The sequence below is a fragment of the Amycolatopsis sp. NPDC051372 genome, assembly GCF_040682095.1.
Taxonomy (GTDB): domain Bacteria; phylum Actinomycetota; class Actinomycetes; order Mycobacteriales; family Pseudonocardiaceae; genus Amycolatopsis.
The window spans coordinates 214370-228884 of the sequence record NZ_JBFBAF010000004.1; the positions used below are offsets into that span (position 1 = coordinate 214370).

The following is a 14515-nucleotide window of genomic DNA, read 5'->3' on the forward strand; positions in this document are numbered from 1 at the left end:
GGCCTTACTTGATCGCCTCGCGGCCGAGCTTCACGGCGTCCGCCCAGGCCGCGTCGACCTTTTCGGACCCGTCCTCGATCCGCCCGAGCGCCCGGCCGAACTCCGGCCGGACGTCGGCGTCGTGCAGGCCGCGGTAGTTGGGACGAAGGGTATCGGCGGACGCGGCGTAGATCTGGCCGATCGGCGCGCCGGAGAAGTACGGGTCGGTGTGGGCCACGACCTGCGGGTCCTTGTAGACGCCCGGCTCGCTCGGCAGGATGCCGTCGGAGAGGAAGATCTTCTTCTCCTGCTCGGGCGCCGTGAGCCACTTCGCGAGGTCGTAGGCCTCCTTGGGGTGCTCGCTCTGCTTCGGGATCGAGAGGAACGAGCCGCCCTGGTTGCCGCTGGCGCCCGGGACGGTCGTGACGTCCCACTTGCCGGTGTTGCCGTCGCCGCCGGCTTCCTTGATCTGCGTGAGCATCCAGGCCGGGCACGCGATGGTGGCGAAACTGCCCTGCTTGATCGCGACGTTCCAGGCCTGCGTGTAGGTGGTCGCGCCGGCCGTCTGGCCCTTCTGCGCGAGGGTGCCGGCGAGCATGAAGGCGTTGCGCACGGCGGGGTTCTTGTCCGCGATGTAGGAATCGTCGCGCGAGGAGAAGTAGTTCTCCGGCGACTGGTTCAGCATCGCCGTGTAAACGGTTCCAGCCGAGTCGGCGAACTTCACCTTCGGCAGCTTGTCGGTGAAGCGCTGTGACAGCTGGGCGTACGCGTCCCAGGTCGGCATGAGCGCGGCGACGGCCTTGCGGTCGGTCGGCAGGCCGGCCTGCTGGAAGAGATCGCGGCGGTAGCACATGGCGAGGCTGCCCATGTCGGTGCCGAGGCCGAGCACGTCGCCGTCCTTGGTCCCCTGGGCCCACTTCCACGCCGCCCACTGGTTCTGCAGCTGGTCGGCGCCGTAGTCCGCGAGGTTCATGAACTTGTCCTTCACCCCGAGGTACTTGGGGATCTGCTGCTCCTCGATGGCGACGATGTCGGCCGCGCCGTGGCCGGCCGCGAGCTGCGTGGCGAGGGTCTTGAAGTGCGTGTCGAAGTCGGTGACCCGGCTCTGGATCTCGATGTTCGGATGATCCTTCTCGTACTGGGCGAAGAGCGGGCCGTAACCGAACTCACCGAAGGTGGCCACAGTCAGCTTGATCTTCCCGCCTTCGGCGGCGGAGCCGCCGCTGCAAGCGGTTACCAGCAGGAGGAGCGCGGTCGTCAGGACGGCGACGGCCGGGCGCCGGGTCAGCTTTCGCACGGGGTGAGCTTCCCTCAGATAACACCTGCGCGCAGGGCGTAGGCGACGGCATGCGGTCGGTTGCGCAGCTTCAGCCTATTGGTCATCCCGTAGATGACGTTCTTCACGGTCCGTTCCGAGTAACAGAGCTTCCCGGCGATCTCCGCGGTGTCCCAGCCCTCGGCCATCAGCCGCAACACGTCGACCTCGCGAGGCGACAGCGCGGCACCGCCCGCGGTGTGCTGCAGGCTCTCGGCCTGGCCCAGCAGATCGCGCAGCGAGGTCTCCCGGCCCGACGCGGCGGCGGTGATGCTGCGCACGAGCGCCTCGCCCGCGATGGCCTCGCGCGGCAGCACGGCCACGACGTGGCACGCGGCCAGCTCCGGCAGCTCGTCGGCGTCGACGTACCCGGCGACGAGGACGATCGCGGCCGGCGTCTCCGAGGCGGCCGCGCGCAGGGCGGCCTTCAGCTCCGGCGTCACGCGGCCGGCGGCGAACACGAGCACCGCCGCTTCCCCGCGCCGCGGGCCGGGCAGCACCTGCACCTCGGGTCGCGCCTGCAAGTGGTCGATGAGCCCCGCGAGCGCGATGGGATCCGAAGCCCACGCCGCCACCCTGACCTGATCCATCGCTGCTACCTCCCTGAAGAAACACTCATCCCGTGTCTGCCAGTCTGGAGACAGCGGCTTCACGAATTCTCTAGCCGCGATGAAGTCATTCTTCACGACGTGAAGTTGGGCTCCCACCAGGGGTTCCGCTAGCGTCGCGTCGACACCGGGAACAAACATGTAAGGAATTCATGAAGATGCCCGCACGGAAGCGGCTACCTGCGGCGATCGGCGGCGCCGTGCTGGTCGCCGGCGCCCTCGCCGGATGTGCTTCCGCCCACACGGTTTCCGGTACCGCGCTGACGGAACCGGGTGCTCAGCCGAGCACGAGCGCCGCGCCGACGGTGTCTTCGGAGCCGGCGCAGCCACCGTCTTCACGGCCGGCTTCACCGTCTTCATGCGACTCACTGATCGCTTCACTCGACGTACGCACGCGGGTGGCGCAGCTGGTCGTCCCGGGTGTCGACGCCGCCGATCCGGCGGCGGTGACAAAACTTGTCCAGCAGCAGCAGATCGGCGGGTTCTTCGTGGGAGGCAATAAAACCACGCTGTTGCAGAACCACGCGCTCGACGCCGTGCAGAAGGTCGCGAAGATCCCCGTGTCCGTTTCCGTCGACGAAGAGGGCGGGCGCGTGCAGCGCATCGACGACCTCGACGGCTCGATGCCGAGCGCGCGCGAGCTGGCCGCCACGAAGACGCCCGCCGAAGTCCGCGCGCTGGGCGTGCAGCGGGGCAAGCAGCTGCACGCGCGCGGGATCACCGTCGACTACGCGCCCGACGCCGACGTGAGCGACGAACCGGACGACGCGGTGATCGGAGACCGTTCGTACAGCTCGGATCCCGCCAAGGTGCGCCAGTACGCGATGGCGTTCGCCGAGGGCCTGCGCCAGAGCGGCGTGACGCCGGTGCTCAAGCACTTCCCCGGCCACGGCCACGGTTCCGGCGACTCGCACAAGGGCACGGTCACCACGCCGCCGCTCGACCAGCTGCGCAAGGTGGACCTCAAGCCGTACGAGAACATCGCCGACTACGGCGCCGTGGAAGTGATGGTGGGCCACCTCGACGTGCCGGGTCTCACCGGCGGCGTGCCCGCGTCCATCTCCCCCGCCGCCTACCAGCTGCTGCGCGGCGACTACCACTTCACCGGCCCGATCATCACCGACGACCTCGGCGGCATGAAGGCGATCACAGACCAGTACCCGCTGCCCGACGCCGTACTGAAGGCGCTTCAGGCCGGTGCGGACGAGGCGTTGTTCTCCTCGGGCAACGGCGACGTCGGCGCGGTGCTCGACCGGCTGGTGAAGGCGGTGTCGAGCGGCGAGCTGCCCGCCGATCGCGTGGCGGCGTCGGTGAAGCGGGTGCTGAAGTCGAAGCACGCATGCACCTGATCGCAGTCCACTCCGGACTACGCTAGCGGCCGGATCACCGTCCCGGGAGGAGCACCACATGACGACGGACGCCACGGCGGCCGGCACCCTGCAGCTCGGCGAGCTGACCGTGAACCGGATGGGCTTCGGCGCGATGCGCCTGGCCGGCCCGGGGGTCTGGGGGCCGCCGCAGGACCTCGCCGAGGCGTCGGCGGTGCTGCGCGAGGCGCTGGCGCTGGGCATCACGCACATCGACACGTCGGACTACTACGGCCCGCACACCGTCAACGAGCTGATCCGGACCAATCTCGCGCCTTACCCGGACGAGCTGGTGCTGGTGACAAAGGTGGGCGCGCGCCGCAGCGCCGACCGCGGCTGGCCGCCCGCGCTCAAGCGCGACGAGCTGATCTCCGCCGTCCACGACAACCTGCGCAACCTGGCCGTCGAAGCGCTCGACGTCGTGAACCTGCGCCTGGGCGACGAAACGGGCGGCTACCCCGTCGACGTGTCGATCGTGGAACCGTTTTCAGTGCTGGCTGAGCTGCGGGACCAGGGCCTGATCCGTCACCTCGGCGTGAGCCACGTGACGGGCGCGCAGCTCGACGTCGCGCGCGAGATCGCGCCGGTGGTGTGCGTGCAGAACGCCTACAACCTCGCGCACCGCGAGAACGACGACCTCGTGGACAAGTGCGCCGCGCTCGGCATCGCGTTCGTCCCGTACTTCCCGTTGGGCGGGTTCAGCCCGCTGCAGTCCGCGGCGCTCGACGCTTGTGCCGCGCGGCTCGGCGCGAAGCCGATGCAGGTCGCGTTGGCGTGGCTGCTGCAGCGCTCGCCCGCGATCGCCGTGATCCCGGGCACGTCGTCGATGGCGCATCTGCGGGAGAACGTCGCGGCCGCCGCGCTCGAGCTGCCGGCCGACGTCGTGGCCGAGCTCGACGCGATCGGCGTCTGACTACGCCGGGGTCACCTCCAGCGTCACCGTCCGGTTCGCGGCCGCGTCCGTGCCCTCGTGCACGGGCGTGGCCTGGTCGGCACTGGTGATCGCGAACGTCGTGAGCGGCAGGCCGCTCGCCGTCGCCAGCACACGGGCCGCCGAAGCCGCGCGGGCCAGTGCGGTCGACGAGCCGCCCGTGGCCGGGCCACCGGACACGGCGACGCCGTGGCCGATCACGGTGACCCGCACGTCCTGTCCCTTGAGGACGGCGCCCCACCGCTCCAGTTCGCGACGGCCGTCGGCGCTGGGGCTGATCGCGTTGGGGCCGAAGAGCCCGCGGTCGAAGGTGATGGTGACGGCCGAGCCGGTCGTGACCTGCACGCCGTCGCCACCGAGGTGCGACGCCAGCGCGGTGAGCCTCTGCTGACGGCTCGGCTCCGCCTCGGCCGCTTTCGACTGCGACGCGTGCAACCGGTCCAGCTCGGCCTGCACGGCGGGGCTGGTCGTCGCGGGCGGTGCGGCCGTCGGCGCGGGTTCCGGGGAAGACCACGGCAGCGTCGCCACGATCACCGCCATTCCGGCCACGACGACCACCGCCGCGCCGGCGACCGCGAGCCGACGGCCGACCGGACGCTTGCGCAGCCGCCCCGAACGGATCTTCGCGATCAGCCGCCGTCCCGCCAGCGCCGGCTCGGACTCCGGCGCCAGCTCCAGCACGCGGGCCCACGCGGCGTCGGCCTGCTCAAGATCACCGGCCTGGGCGTGGACGCGGGCCAGCAGATCCAAGCGCGCCACGTCGTCGGTGGCGGCGCGCTGCAACATCTCGGCGGCGGCCGCGTATTCGCCGATGCGGGCCAGGTCGGCCGCCTCCGCGAGCGTCAGCTCCTCGGAAAGCCCGCTGAACACCGTCATCACGGACGCTCCTGACGCAGGATGCCGCCGTCGGCGCTGCCCTGGATGTCAGGCGGCAGCAGCGCTCGCAGCCGGCGGTTGACGTCCGTCAGCGCCGCCCAGTTGCTCGTATTGACGGCGTACTCGCCTTCGCGGATGAGCTCACGGGCGCGGGCGGGGTCGGTCATCCGGTTGCGCGCCGCGCGCAGGGCGTTGAAGATCTCCTCGTCGAGCGAGCCGTCGCGCCGCAGCAGCACCACCTGCAGGTCCGTGGCGCGGTCGGAGAGGCGTTCGGCGGCCGCGGCGTCGCGGCTGTCGCGCACGGTCTCGTAGCGGCGTTCGATGTCGGCCAGCTCGGTGCGGTCCTCCTCGGAGCCGACGCGCTCGACGAGCTCCCGGCAGTGCGCGATCTGGTCGCGCAGCCGGGCCATCACGTCGGGGATGCGCAGTTCCTCCTCGATGTCGTCCAGCTCGGCCTGCACCTCCCGCATCCGCTGCTCGGCCGCGACCGCCGCGCCCTCGTCGGTCGCGCTCGAGGTGACTTCCTCGCGCACCGCCGCGACCGTGCCCCGCTCGTCGAGCCGCGTCAGCAGGCCGCGAGCGCGATCCGAGCGCGCCGTCTCGGCCTCGGACCGCAGCTGTTCGTGGCGGGCCTCCAGCTCGTTGAGCTGACGGCGCAGCGCCGGCGCCTCGGGGACCGCGGTCTTGTTGAGCTCGACGGCGGCCTCGAACTCCGCGTCGAGCAACGGCACGAAAGCGGTGACCGAGACCAGGCGCGACTCGTCCATCTCGAAGGTCACCTGGATCTCGCTGCCGCGCGGCAGGTCGCGGCGCACGTCCTGAGCCTTGATCTCGATCAGCCCGACCTGCTTGTTGCGCTCGCCGCGCCGGAACTCTCCTTCGGCGATGGGGATGCGGATCACCGAACCGGCCTCCGCGCGGTGCACGCTCGCGGTCGAGAAGAAGACCTGCGTGGTTTCCGCCGGCAGCGGCCGGTTCTTCATCAGCATCGGGGTGAACGTGCCGTCGGCCTCGGTCAGGCCGACGCTGTTGACCACGGTCTGGCCCTGCATCTCGTTCGCCCAGTGGGTGATCGTGAACCCCGGCGGGTTCACCGGCACCCGCGCCCCCACCGGGTCGATCAGCTCGACCTCGAACCGGTTGGAGACCAGCTCCTTGAGCAGCACGTCGAGGGTGAACGTGCCTTCGGGAGACAGCGTGATCTCCGCGCTGCGGTACTGCGGCTGCCGCTGCGAATCGCTCAGGACCACGCGGAAGCGGCTCCAGTCGGCGCCACCCGACGTCTCGAACCGGCCCGAGACCGGGACGGACAGCAGGCTCGTGGTCTTCGGGTAGGACAGGGTCGCGGAGAACTCACCACGCTTCGGCACGACCTTCGCACGCGGCAACGCCACCGTGCCGGCGTAGATCGCGGCGCCACGCGCGACGACCGTGCTCGGGTCCTGGCTGTGGTCGAGCTCGATGCCGAGACCGTCGGCCGGATCCGCGAGCAGCTCGCGCAGCCCGGGGGCCAGGGTCGGGCCGCCGACGAGCAGCAGGCGGTCGATGTCCGAGGGCCGCAGGTTCGCCTTCGCCAGCGCTTCGCGGCACAGATGGACCGCGCGCAGGTAGAACGGCGACGCGAGCCGGTCGACGTCCTCGCGCCGCAGGGTGTACTCGAACAGCTCGAGCACGCCGTCGCCGAGGTCCAGCTCCGCCATGATCTGCGCCTGGTCGGTCGAGGACAGCGCGATCTTGGCCGACTCCGCGGCCGCGCGCAGGAACGCGAAGTTGCGGATCCAGCGCGGGTTCTCGATGGTGAAGTCGGCCAGCTTGAACGCTTTCGCGGCGGCCGGCGCGAGCAGGCTGCTCACGATGGCCGCGTCGATGTTCTTGCCGCCGAGGCCGAGGTCGCCCGCGTGGTGGAGCACCGACAGCTCGCCGTCGACTGTGCTGACCACCGCCGAGTCGAACGTCCCGCCCCCGAAGTCGAACACCATCCAGTAGGCGCCGCGGCTCTCGTTCTGGAAGCCGTAGGCGAACGCGGCCGCCGTCGGCTCCTGCACCAGCGGGCACGGGACCGTGAAGCCGGCGAGCTTCGCCGCTTCGCTCGTCGCCTCGGTCTGGTTGAGCGCGAAGGCGGCGGGCACGGTGATGACCGCGGCCGCGGGCGGTTCACCGAACCGGCGGGCGGCGTCGCCGCGCAGCGACTTGAGCACCTCGGCCGACAGCTCGACCGGCGTCATCGACACGCCGGCGCGCGCGAAGGTGCGCCGGGCGTCGGCGAAGCCCATGGCCTGCTTGAACTCGATCTGGACGTTGTCCGAGTCGCGTTCCCGGCGGCTCTTCGCCGCCGCGCCGACCTGGATCAGGCCAGGCTTGGGCATCCACACGGCCGAGGGCGTGTAGTCGCCCTGCACGTTGTTCTTGACCACCGAGACCTGGCCGCCGTCCAGCACGGCGAGCGCGCTGTTCGTCGTGCCGAGGTCGATGCCGAAATCAATGGTGTCACGGGTGTCCCGCATCAGCTTCCTCCGCCGTAGTGCCGGGGGCGACCGGGCACCCCACGATGACCTGCCCCATCTGGATCCGCCGCCCCGCCAGGTAGACCGAAGGCCGCACCGTCTCCACCACGCGCTCCGACGTGAGGCCCGGTTCGTCCTGGAACACCAGCGGTTCCAGCGCGAGCCCCGAGTCGAACGGGTCCCCGTCGTGGTCCTGGATCAGCACGCCCGCCGCGTCGAGGGCCTCCTGGCTCGCCGACAGGTACCGGCCCGCCTGCTTCGCCACACGGTCGTGCACTCCGGTGAGTTTCTTGCGCGCCCGCCACAACGCCGTCGCCGCGACGGCCAGGTCCGATTCGGACAGCCGGGGCCCCGCCGGTTCAGCGGCAGAACCCTTCGTGGCCGTGAGCAGGGCCGAGACCTGGTCAGCGAGCTCTCGCAGCCGAGCCCGCTCTTCCGCTCCCCACAAGGGTTCCTCGATGCGGAACTCCCGGTGGTGCCGGCGCTGGCGCCGGTCTTCGGTGTTCGTCACACCCTTGTCCTCTCCGTGCGCACGCGTACGGTCCCCACCACGAGCAGCAGCACCGCGGTCACCACCGTGATCCACGCGGGGATCGGCGTGCCGGTCGAATCCACCAGCCACAGCACCAGCCCCGCCACCGCATCGGTCACGAGCAGGCCCGGCAGCCGCCCGCGGCCCGCCGACGCGTCCGTGGCCAGCCCGAGAGCCCCGACCAGGCCGGGCACGCCGATCAGGAACACCGGCAGCAACGGCGAGGTCAGCAGCGTCGCGAGCAGGGTGACGCCGAAGGCCACGTGGAGCAGCGCCAGGAACACCCGTGACGCGGAGACGTAGCGTCGTGGAGGTCCGCCGTCCTGCAGCTGTCGCATTTGGACCATCATCCGGCGAGCCTGCTCACGGTCCTCGGAGCGTGGCGCGACCTCGATGATCGTGTTCAGCACGAGGGTCGCGTCGCTGTAGCGGCCGCGCTTGATGTAGCCGGTCACGGTGTTCCACAGGTGCCCGACGTCGACGGGGGCGCTGACCCGGCCGGCGCCGAGAGCGCCCTGCCGGTTGCGCTTGACGGTGGCGAGCGTGTCCGGGTCCGTGCTGTATCGCGTCGCGAGGGCGAAGACGTCCTTCGTCAGCGCGTGGTGCGCGCCGGCGGAATCGGCGAGCGCGACGCCGATGTTGTTCAGCGAGACCGCCGCCAGTTCGGTGACGCTCGCCGTGCGCCGGAAGTCCTTGCGCGGCACCAGGTCTTCGAGCCGGTCGAGCGGCGCGGGGAGTTCCGCGAGCGCGCGCTCGGCCGCCGTGCGCGCCTTGCCCTGGTCCAGCAGCGTGCGCAGCTCCTTCAGCAGGCTCTCCACGCGCTGGTAGGTGGGTTCGGCGGCTTCGCTGCGGGCGTCGGCCACGGTGTGCTTGTCGCCGCCGAAGAGCGGCAGGTACCGCACGAGCCGGTGGGGTTCGCTCGACTCGGCCGTGAGCGCCACGAGCGGGGCGACGAGCGCGCCCGGCAGAGCGCCGCGAATACCATCCACTGTGGACTCGTCGAGCCGCCGGTCGCCGAGACTCTCCACGCGGTGGGCGAGGTGCCCCCAGAAGGCCTCGCTGCTGAGCGTGACGGCCCAGCTGCGCGCGGCCTCGTCCCACAGCGGCGCTTGGTGGTCCTCGGTGTGCTCGGTTTCGGCCTCGAGCGCGGCCGAGTGCGCCGCGACGGCGAGGTCGTGCTTGTCGTGCAACTGCGGCGGGCACCCGCAGTCCTCGGGAGTGCCCCAGGTCCAGAACAGCTCGTCGACGAACCGGTGCTCGGTGTTGCCGAGCGCGTCGAACGCCGCGCGGATCTCCTCCGGCGTCGGGTCGGCCGGCACCCCGGTCGGCCGCGCGCCGCCGACGTCGAGCACGCCGAGCACCCGCAGCCGCTGCTCGCGCACGGTCCGCCGCGACGCCGTCGCGTTGAGCCCCGTGATCCGGAACGGGTTGCGCCGGTACAGCTGCGGCGTCGCGATCGCCCGCAACCGCCCGGCCGCGGCCCGCCCGCGGCTCTCGTTCGCACCCATGGCGCAGAAGTTAGGCCGAGGTCGCCGGGAGGGGTCCCGATCGTCCTCTTGCTGCCACGTCGTGGACGTGACCCAGGTCACCGGAAGCCGGTGGAGCCTGCCGACACCCAACGCGTGATACCCCGCATGAGCACCAGAAAGATCCGGGCCGATCGTCGTCGCCAGGGACGCGGCGAGGCCGAGATCGCGCGCACGCTCGGCGTGCCACCCGGCACCGTGAAGTCGACGGCCCACCGCGCCCTGGCCACCCTCCGACGCCGGATGAAGGACGGCCCGCATGAACGCTGACCTGCGCGATCAGCCGGAACGTCCCGGCCGTTCCCAGCTGGAGGACGCCGCCACCTTGCGCGGGCGGGCACCGTGCCCGACACCCCGTGGCGCCCGAGCGCGGCTCCGGCCACGAGGCCTCGGCCGCACGGGGGCCGTGCTCGTCGCGGCCGCGTCGGCGGCTCACAACCTCGACGGCTCGCCCGTTACCGCGTACATGCCGAAAGGCACGAACGGTGTCCAGCTCGTCGTGCGCTTCGACGCGGACCGCACCTACCTCGTCGGCCTGACGGACTTCAGCTCGACTCGCGGACGGTGAGCGACACCGGCAGGATTTGCTGACGCGGCTGGGGTTCCTTCCCGTCGAGCAGGTTCATCAGCGTCTCCACCATCGCGTGCACCTGCTCGCGCGGGTCCTGGTGCACGGAGGTCAGCGGCGGGGTCATCTCGGGCGCCAGCGTGGCGTTGTCGTCGAAGCTGACCACGGCGACCTCGTCCGGAATGGACCGTCCTGCCGACGAAAGCGTGCGCAGGGCACCGACGGCCATCATGTCGCTGGCCACGAACACGGCGTCGAGGTCGGGCACGCGGTCGAGCAACGAAGCCATGGCGCGGGCGCCGCCGGCGAGGGTGAAGTCGGCTTCCTCCGCGAGGTCCGCCGGGTCGAGGCCGGCGTCGACGAGGGTTTTGCGCCAGCCCGCGAGGCGGTCGACGGGTGCGCCCTGGTCCTGGGGCCCGGCGATGGTCGCGATGCGGCGGCGGCCGGCCGACACCAGGTGCTGCACGGCGAGGCGCGCGCCGCCCTCGTTGTCGAAGTCGACCACGTGCACGCCGCGGCGCAGGTCGGCCGCCTGACCACCGAAGACGACGGGCACGCGAAGCAGCCGCAACGCCCGGGGCAGCGGATCGGCGCGGTGCGGCGCGAACACGAGCACCCCGTCGACGTGGCCGCCTTCGAGGAAGCGCACCGTGCGTGTGAGGTCTTCGCGGGTGTCGCTGAAGATCAGCACCATCTGGCAGCCGACGTCGGCCAGCTCGCGGTAGCCGGCGCGCATCACGGCCGTGCGGTACGGGTCGTCGAGCAGCCGCGCCTCGGGTTCCGACAGCACCACGGCGATCGCGCCCGTCCGCCGCGTGACCAGCGACCGCGCGGCCTGGTTCGGCGAGTAGCCGAGATCGCGCGCCGCCGCGAGCACCTTTTCGCGCGACCGCGCGCTGACGTAGGTGTCGTCGTTCAACGCCCGCGAAGCGGTGGAGCGCGACACACCGGCGAACGCCGCGACGTCTTCCAGCGTCGGGCGCTCGTCCTCGGACCGAGGCGCCACTGCACCACCCCTCCACTCGTGATCGCCGGACAGCTTAGCCGCACGATTCAGGGAGCGCTCCCGGAAGGGCACGCTCCGATAACCACCCTTGACATGGAACTCCAGCGGACCCACACTCGTCAACCGTCTGGGAGCGCTCCCAGAAACTGAACCTTCAAGGGGTTGACGACGGTGACAACGTTCCGGAAGGGCCTGGCACTCACGCTGGGCATCACGATGACGGCGCTCGCCGTGGCGGCGTGCGGTGGCGGCGGTGGCAGCAGCAGCGACATCCCGGCGGCGGCCGGGCCGGACGAGCACGTGGAGCTCACGCTGGCCACGTTCACGGAGTTCGGCTACGAAGCGCTGATCCCGGAGTACGAGCGGCTGCACCCGAACATCAAGATCACCCACCGCAAGACGGGCCAGGGCGGCCCGTACGCGCAGGACATGATGACCAAGCTCGCGGCGGGCTCGGGCCTCGCCGACGTGCAGGCCGTGGAGGAAGGCCACCTCTCCGACATCCTCAGCAAGTCGTCGAAGTTCTACGACCTCACCCAGATCGGCCCGGCCGACGCGAGCCCGGACCGCTGGCTGTCGTGGAAGTACGACGCCGGCAAGGACAAGAACGGCAAGCTCATCGGCTACGGCACGGACATCGGGCCCGACGCGATGTGCTACCGCAAGGACCTGCTCCAGCAGGCCGGCCTGCCGACGGACGACGCGTCCGTGAAGACCATGTTCGCCACCTGGGACAGCTACTTCGCGGCGGGTGCGCAGTACGCGCAGAAGACCGGCAAGGCGTGGTTCGACTCGGCCGCGCAGAACTTCAACGCGATGGTCAACCAACTGCCCGTCGGTTACCTCGACAAGGACGACAAGCTCACTGTCGAGTCCAACCAGGGCATCAAGGACGCGTGGGCGAAGGTGACCGACGCCGTCGGGAAGGGCGAGTCGGCGAAGCTCACCGCGTTCAGCAACGAGTGGAACTCCGGCTTCCGCCAGAGCGCGTTCGCCACGAAGGTCTGTCCCGCGTGGATGCTCGGCGTGGTCAAGGAGCAGGCCGGGCCGGAAAACGCCGGCAAGTGGGCGGTCACCGACGCGTTCCCCGGTGGCGGCGGCAACTGGGGCGGCTCGTACCTGACCGTGCCGACGCAGAGCAAGCACCCGCGTGAGGCCGCGGCGCTGGCCGCATGGCTGACGGCGCCGGAGCAGCAGCTCAAGGCCTTCCAAGCGAAGGGCACGTTCCCGAGCCAGGTCAAGGCACTGGAGAGCCCCGAGCTGTTGAACCAGACCGACGCGTACTTCGGCGGCGCGAAGATCGGCGAGCTGTTCGTGGCGCAGGCCAAGAAGGTCGCGAAGCCGCAGTACAAGGGCCCGAACGACGGCCAGATCCAGGAGAACGTCACGGCTCCCGCGCTCCAGGCCGTGGAGCAGGGCAAGTCGCCGGCCGACGGCTGGCAGCAGCTCGTGGACGGCGCGAAGAAGCTCGCGCGGTGACGACCACCGTCACGCGCGAGGGCACGCAGGCCGGGGTGCGGCGACCCGCACCCCGGCCGGGGCTGCGCGACCGGCTGTCCAGGTGGGACGTGAAGGCGTCGCCTTACCTTTACGTGGCACCGTTCTTCATCGTCTTCGGCATCGTGGGGCTGTTCCCGCTGCTCTACACCGCGTACGTTTCGCTGTTCCACTGGGACGCCGGCGACGACAACCCCGACTTCATCGGCCTCGACAACTTCAAGGAGCTCTTCGCCGACGCGCAGTTCTGGCACTCGCTGGAGAACACCGTGAGCATCTTCCTGCTCTCCAGCGTGCCGCAGCTGATCATCGCCGTGCTCCTGGCCGCGTTGCTGTCGACTCGGCTGCGCGGCGCGACCGGCTGGCGCGTCGGGATCCTGCTGCCGTACGCGGCGAGCCTGGTGGCGCTCGGGATCATCTTCGCCAACCTGTTCGGCCCCAAGTACGGCCTCGTGAACGGTCTCCTGCAGACCATCGGACTGTCCCCTGTGGACTGGCAGGCCAACCGGTTCGCGAGCCACGTGGCCATCGCCATCATGGTCAACTGGCGCTGGACCGGCTACAACGCGCTGATCGTGCTGGCCGCGATGCAGGCCATCCCGAAGGAGCTGCACGAGGCGGCGCTGATCGACGGTGCCGGCACCGTGCGGCGGTTCCGGCACGTCACTCTGCCGCTGCTGAAGCCGACGCTGATCTTCGTCACCATCACCTCGACGATCGGCGGGCTGCAGATCTTCACCGAGCCCAAGCTGTTCGACGCCATGCCCGGCTCGAACAACGGCGGCTCCACCCACCAGTTCCAGACGGTGACGCTGTACCTGTACCAGACGGCGTTCGAGAACTTCGACCTCGGCTACGCGTCGGCGATCGCGTGGGTGCTGTTCCTGATCATCGTGCTCATCGCGGGCCTGAACTACCTGCTCACCGGCCGGATCGCGCGTACCCCTCGGAGGGGCAAATGACCACGCTGACCACGCGGGTGAGCCGGCTGGGCAAGCCGCGCAAGGCCACCTACTGGGTGCTGGCCGTGTTCGTGCTCGGCTCGCTGTTCCCGTTCTACTGGTCGTTCCTAGTCGCCAGCCGCGACAACGGGATGCTCACCGAACGCGTGCCGCCGCTGCTGCCGGGCGGGAATTTCTTCGCCAACGCGGCGCGGGTGTTCGACACTGTGCCGTTCTGGAAGGCGCTGGCCAACAGCGTGATCGTGTCCGGCACGGTCACGCTCACCACGGTGCTGTTCTCCTCGCTCGCCGGGTTCGCCTTCGCCAAGCTACGCTTCCGCGGCCGCAACGCGTTGTTCGTGTTCATCGTGGTGACGCTCGCGGTGCCCACGCAGCTGGGCATCATCCCGCTGTTCATCGCGATGTCGAAGCTCGGCTGGGCCGGCGGGTTGCAGGCGGTGATCGTGCCGAACCTGGTGACCGCGTTCGGCGTCTTCTGGATGCGGCAGTACACAGTGGACGCCGTGCCGTACGAGCTCATCGAGGCCGCGCGCGTGGACGGCTGCAGCATGATCCGGATCTTCTGGAACGTGTGCCTCCCGGCCGTGCGCCCGGCGGCGGCGATCCTCGCGATGTTCACGTTCATGATGTCCTGGAACGACTTCCTGTGGCCACTGGTCGTGCTCGACGTCGGCAACCCGACCGTGCAGGTGGCGCTGGAGAAGCTGCAGAGCGGCTACTACGTGGACTACTCGCTCGTGCTCGCCGGCACCACGCTCGCGACGATCCCGATCCTCATCGTCTTTCTCCTGCTCGGCCGCCAGATCGTGGCCGGGATCATGCAAGGTGCCGTGAAAGGGTGACC

General features: G+C 70.4%; 14 protein-coding genes. 7 read left to right on the plus strand and 7 right to left on the minus strand.

Annotation, left to right across the window (positions count from 1 at the left end):
* Window positions 1–4: 4 nt before the first annotated feature.
* Together AB0M56_RS08400 and AB0M56_RS08405 are read right to left on the minus strand one after the other, a co-directional pair.
* Complete coding sequence (locus AB0M56_RS08400; protein WP_364172313.1) at window positions 5–1276, minus strand: extracellular solute-binding protein; 1272 nt, start codon at window positions 1274–1276, stop codon at window positions 5–7.
* 14 nt (window positions 1277–1290) lie between these two features.
* Window positions 1291–1884 (minus strand): LuxR C-terminal-related transcriptional regulator, encoded by a 594-nt coding sequence (locus AB0M56_RS08405; protein WP_364172315.1) that lies wholly within the window; start codon window positions 1882–1884, stop codon window positions 1291–1293.
* A gap of 176 nt (window positions 1885–2060) precedes the next feature.
* Between AB0M56_RS08405 and AB0M56_RS08410 the strand changes: the two genes are divergently transcribed.
* Together AB0M56_RS08410 and AB0M56_RS08415 are read left to right on the plus strand one after the other, a co-directional pair.
* Complete coding sequence (locus AB0M56_RS08410; protein WP_364172317.1) at window positions 2061–3251, plus strand: glycoside hydrolase family 3 N-terminal domain-containing protein; 1191 nt, start codon at window positions 2061–2063, stop codon at window positions 3249–3251.
* Between the two features lie 58 nt (window positions 3252–3309).
* On the plus strand, window positions 3310–4182 hold the full coding sequence (locus AB0M56_RS08415; protein ID WP_364172318.1) for an oxidoreductase: 873 nt from the start codon (window positions 3310–3312) through the stop codon (window positions 4180–4182).
* On the opposite strand, the gene AB0M56_RS08420 is transcribed toward AB0M56_RS08415, so the two are convergent.
* Genes AB0M56_RS08420 through AB0M56_RS08435 form a run of 4 tightly spaced genes read right to left on the minus strand, consistent with a single transcriptional unit; the run spans window position 4183 to window position 9620 of the window.
* Window positions 4183–5076 carry a hypothetical protein gene (locus tag AB0M56_RS08420; RefSeq protein ID WP_364172320.1) on the minus strand — a complete coding sequence of 298 codons (894 nt, stop codon included), beginning with the start codon at window positions 5074–5076 and terminating at the stop codon, window positions 4183–4185. It lies immediately after the preceding gene.
* The gene (locus AB0M56_RS08425; protein WP_364172322.1) at window positions 5076–7580 is read right to left on the minus strand and encodes an Hsp70 family protein; all 2505 of its coding nucleotides are present in this window, start codon (window positions 7578–7580) and stop codon (window positions 5076–5078) included. Before AB0M56_RS08425 ends, AB0M56_RS08420 begins: the two co-directional genes overlap by 1 nt.
* The gene (locus AB0M56_RS08430) at window positions 7564–8091 is read right to left on the minus strand and encodes a hypothetical protein (RefSeq protein WP_364172324.1); all 528 of its coding nucleotides are present in this window, start codon (window positions 8089–8091) and stop codon (window positions 7564–7566) included. Before AB0M56_RS08430 ends, AB0M56_RS08425 begins: the two co-directional genes overlap by 17 nt.
* The gene (locus AB0M56_RS08435; RefSeq protein ID WP_364172326.1) at window positions 8088–9620 is read right to left on the minus strand and encodes a hypothetical protein; all 1533 of its coding nucleotides are present in this window, start codon (window positions 9618–9620) and stop codon (window positions 8088–8090) included. Before AB0M56_RS08435 ends, AB0M56_RS08430 begins: the two co-directional genes overlap by 4 nt.
* Before the next feature lie 126 nt (window positions 9621–9746).
* On the opposite strand from AB0M56_RS08435, the gene AB0M56_RS08440 reads away from it, so the two are divergent.
* Together AB0M56_RS08440 and AB0M56_RS08445 are read left to right on the plus strand one after the other, a co-directional pair.
* Window positions 9747–9908 carry a sigma factor-like helix-turn-helix DNA-binding protein gene (locus tag AB0M56_RS08440; protein ID WP_364172327.1) on the plus strand — a complete coding sequence of 54 codons (162 nt, stop codon included), beginning with the start codon at window positions 9747–9749 and terminating at the stop codon, window positions 9906–9908.
* Entirely contained in the window at window positions 9898–10206 is a 309-nt protein-coding gene (locus AB0M56_RS08445; protein ID WP_364172329.1) for a hypothetical protein, read from the plus strand. Before AB0M56_RS08440 ends, AB0M56_RS08445 begins: the two co-directional genes overlap by 11 nt.
* Here AB0M56_RS08445 and AB0M56_RS08450 read toward each other — a convergent pair.
* Complete coding sequence (locus tag AB0M56_RS08450) at window positions 10184–11212, minus strand: LacI family DNA-binding transcriptional regulator (RefSeq protein WP_364172330.1); 1029 nt, start codon at window positions 11210–11212, stop codon at window positions 10184–10186. The two genes, AB0M56_RS08445 and AB0M56_RS08450, sit on opposite strands and share 23 nt — an antisense overlap.
* A gap of 171 nt (window positions 11213–11383) precedes the next feature.
* On the opposite strand from AB0M56_RS08450, the gene AB0M56_RS08455 reads away from it, so the two are divergent.
* Genes AB0M56_RS08455 through AB0M56_RS08465 form a run of 3 tightly spaced genes read left to right on the plus strand, consistent with a single transcriptional unit; the run spans window position 11384 to window position 14513 of the window.
* Window positions 11384–12691 (plus strand): ABC transporter substrate-binding protein, encoded by a 1308-nt coding sequence (locus AB0M56_RS08455; protein ID WP_364172331.1) that lies wholly within the window; start codon window positions 11384–11386, stop codon window positions 12689–12691.
* Complete coding sequence (locus AB0M56_RS08460; protein WP_364172333.1) at window positions 12688–13671, plus strand: sugar ABC transporter permease; 984 nt, start codon at window positions 12688–12690, stop codon at window positions 13669–13671. The genes AB0M56_RS08455 and AB0M56_RS08460 overlap by 4 nt, the downstream gene beginning before the upstream one ends.
* Complete coding sequence (locus tag AB0M56_RS08465) at window positions 13668–14513, plus strand: carbohydrate ABC transporter permease (RefSeq protein ID WP_220244166.1); 846 nt, start codon at window positions 13668–13670, stop codon at window positions 14511–14513. Before AB0M56_RS08460 ends, AB0M56_RS08465 begins: the two co-directional genes overlap by 4 nt.
* Window positions 14514–14515: the final 2 nt, after the last annotated feature.

Excerpts from the sequence above, each read along its gene's own strand:
- AB0M56_RS08420 (WP_364172320.1), bottom strand. The coding sequence starts at position 5,076 with ATGACGGTGTTCAGCGGGCTTTCCGAGGAGCTGACGCTCGCGGAGGCG.
- AB0M56_RS08435 (WP_364172326.1), bottom strand. The coding sequence starts at position 9,620 with ATGGGTGCGAACGAGAGCCGCGGGCGGGCCGCGGCCGGGCGGTTGCGG.
- AB0M56_RS08445 (WP_364172329.1), top strand. The coding sequence starts at position 9,898 with ATGAACGCTGACCTGCGCGATCAGCCGGAACGTCCCGGCCGTTCCCAG.
- AB0M56_RS08465 (WP_220244166.1), top strand. The coding sequence starts at position 13,668 with ATGACCACGCTGACCACGCGGGTGAGCCGGCTGGGCAAGCCGCGCAAG.
- AB0M56_RS08405 (WP_364172315.1), bottom strand. The coding sequence starts at position 1,884 with ATGGATCAGGTCAGGGTGGCGGCGTGGGCTTCGGATCCCATCGCGCTC.
- AB0M56_RS08415 (WP_364172318.1), top strand. The coding sequence starts at position 3,310 with ATGACGACGGACGCCACGGCGGCCGGCACCCTGCAGCTCGGCGAGCTG.
- AB0M56_RS08425 (WP_364172322.1), bottom strand. The coding sequence starts at position 7,580 with ATGCGGGACACCCGTGACACCATTGATTTCGGCATCGACCTCGGCACG.
- AB0M56_RS08410 (WP_364172317.1), top strand. The coding sequence starts at position 2,061 with ATGCCCGCACGGAAGCGGCTACCTGCGGCGATCGGCGGCGCCGTGCTG.
- AB0M56_RS08440 (WP_364172327.1), top strand. The coding sequence starts at position 9,747 with ATGAGCACCAGAAAGATCCGGGCCGATCGTCGTCGCCAGGGACGCGGC.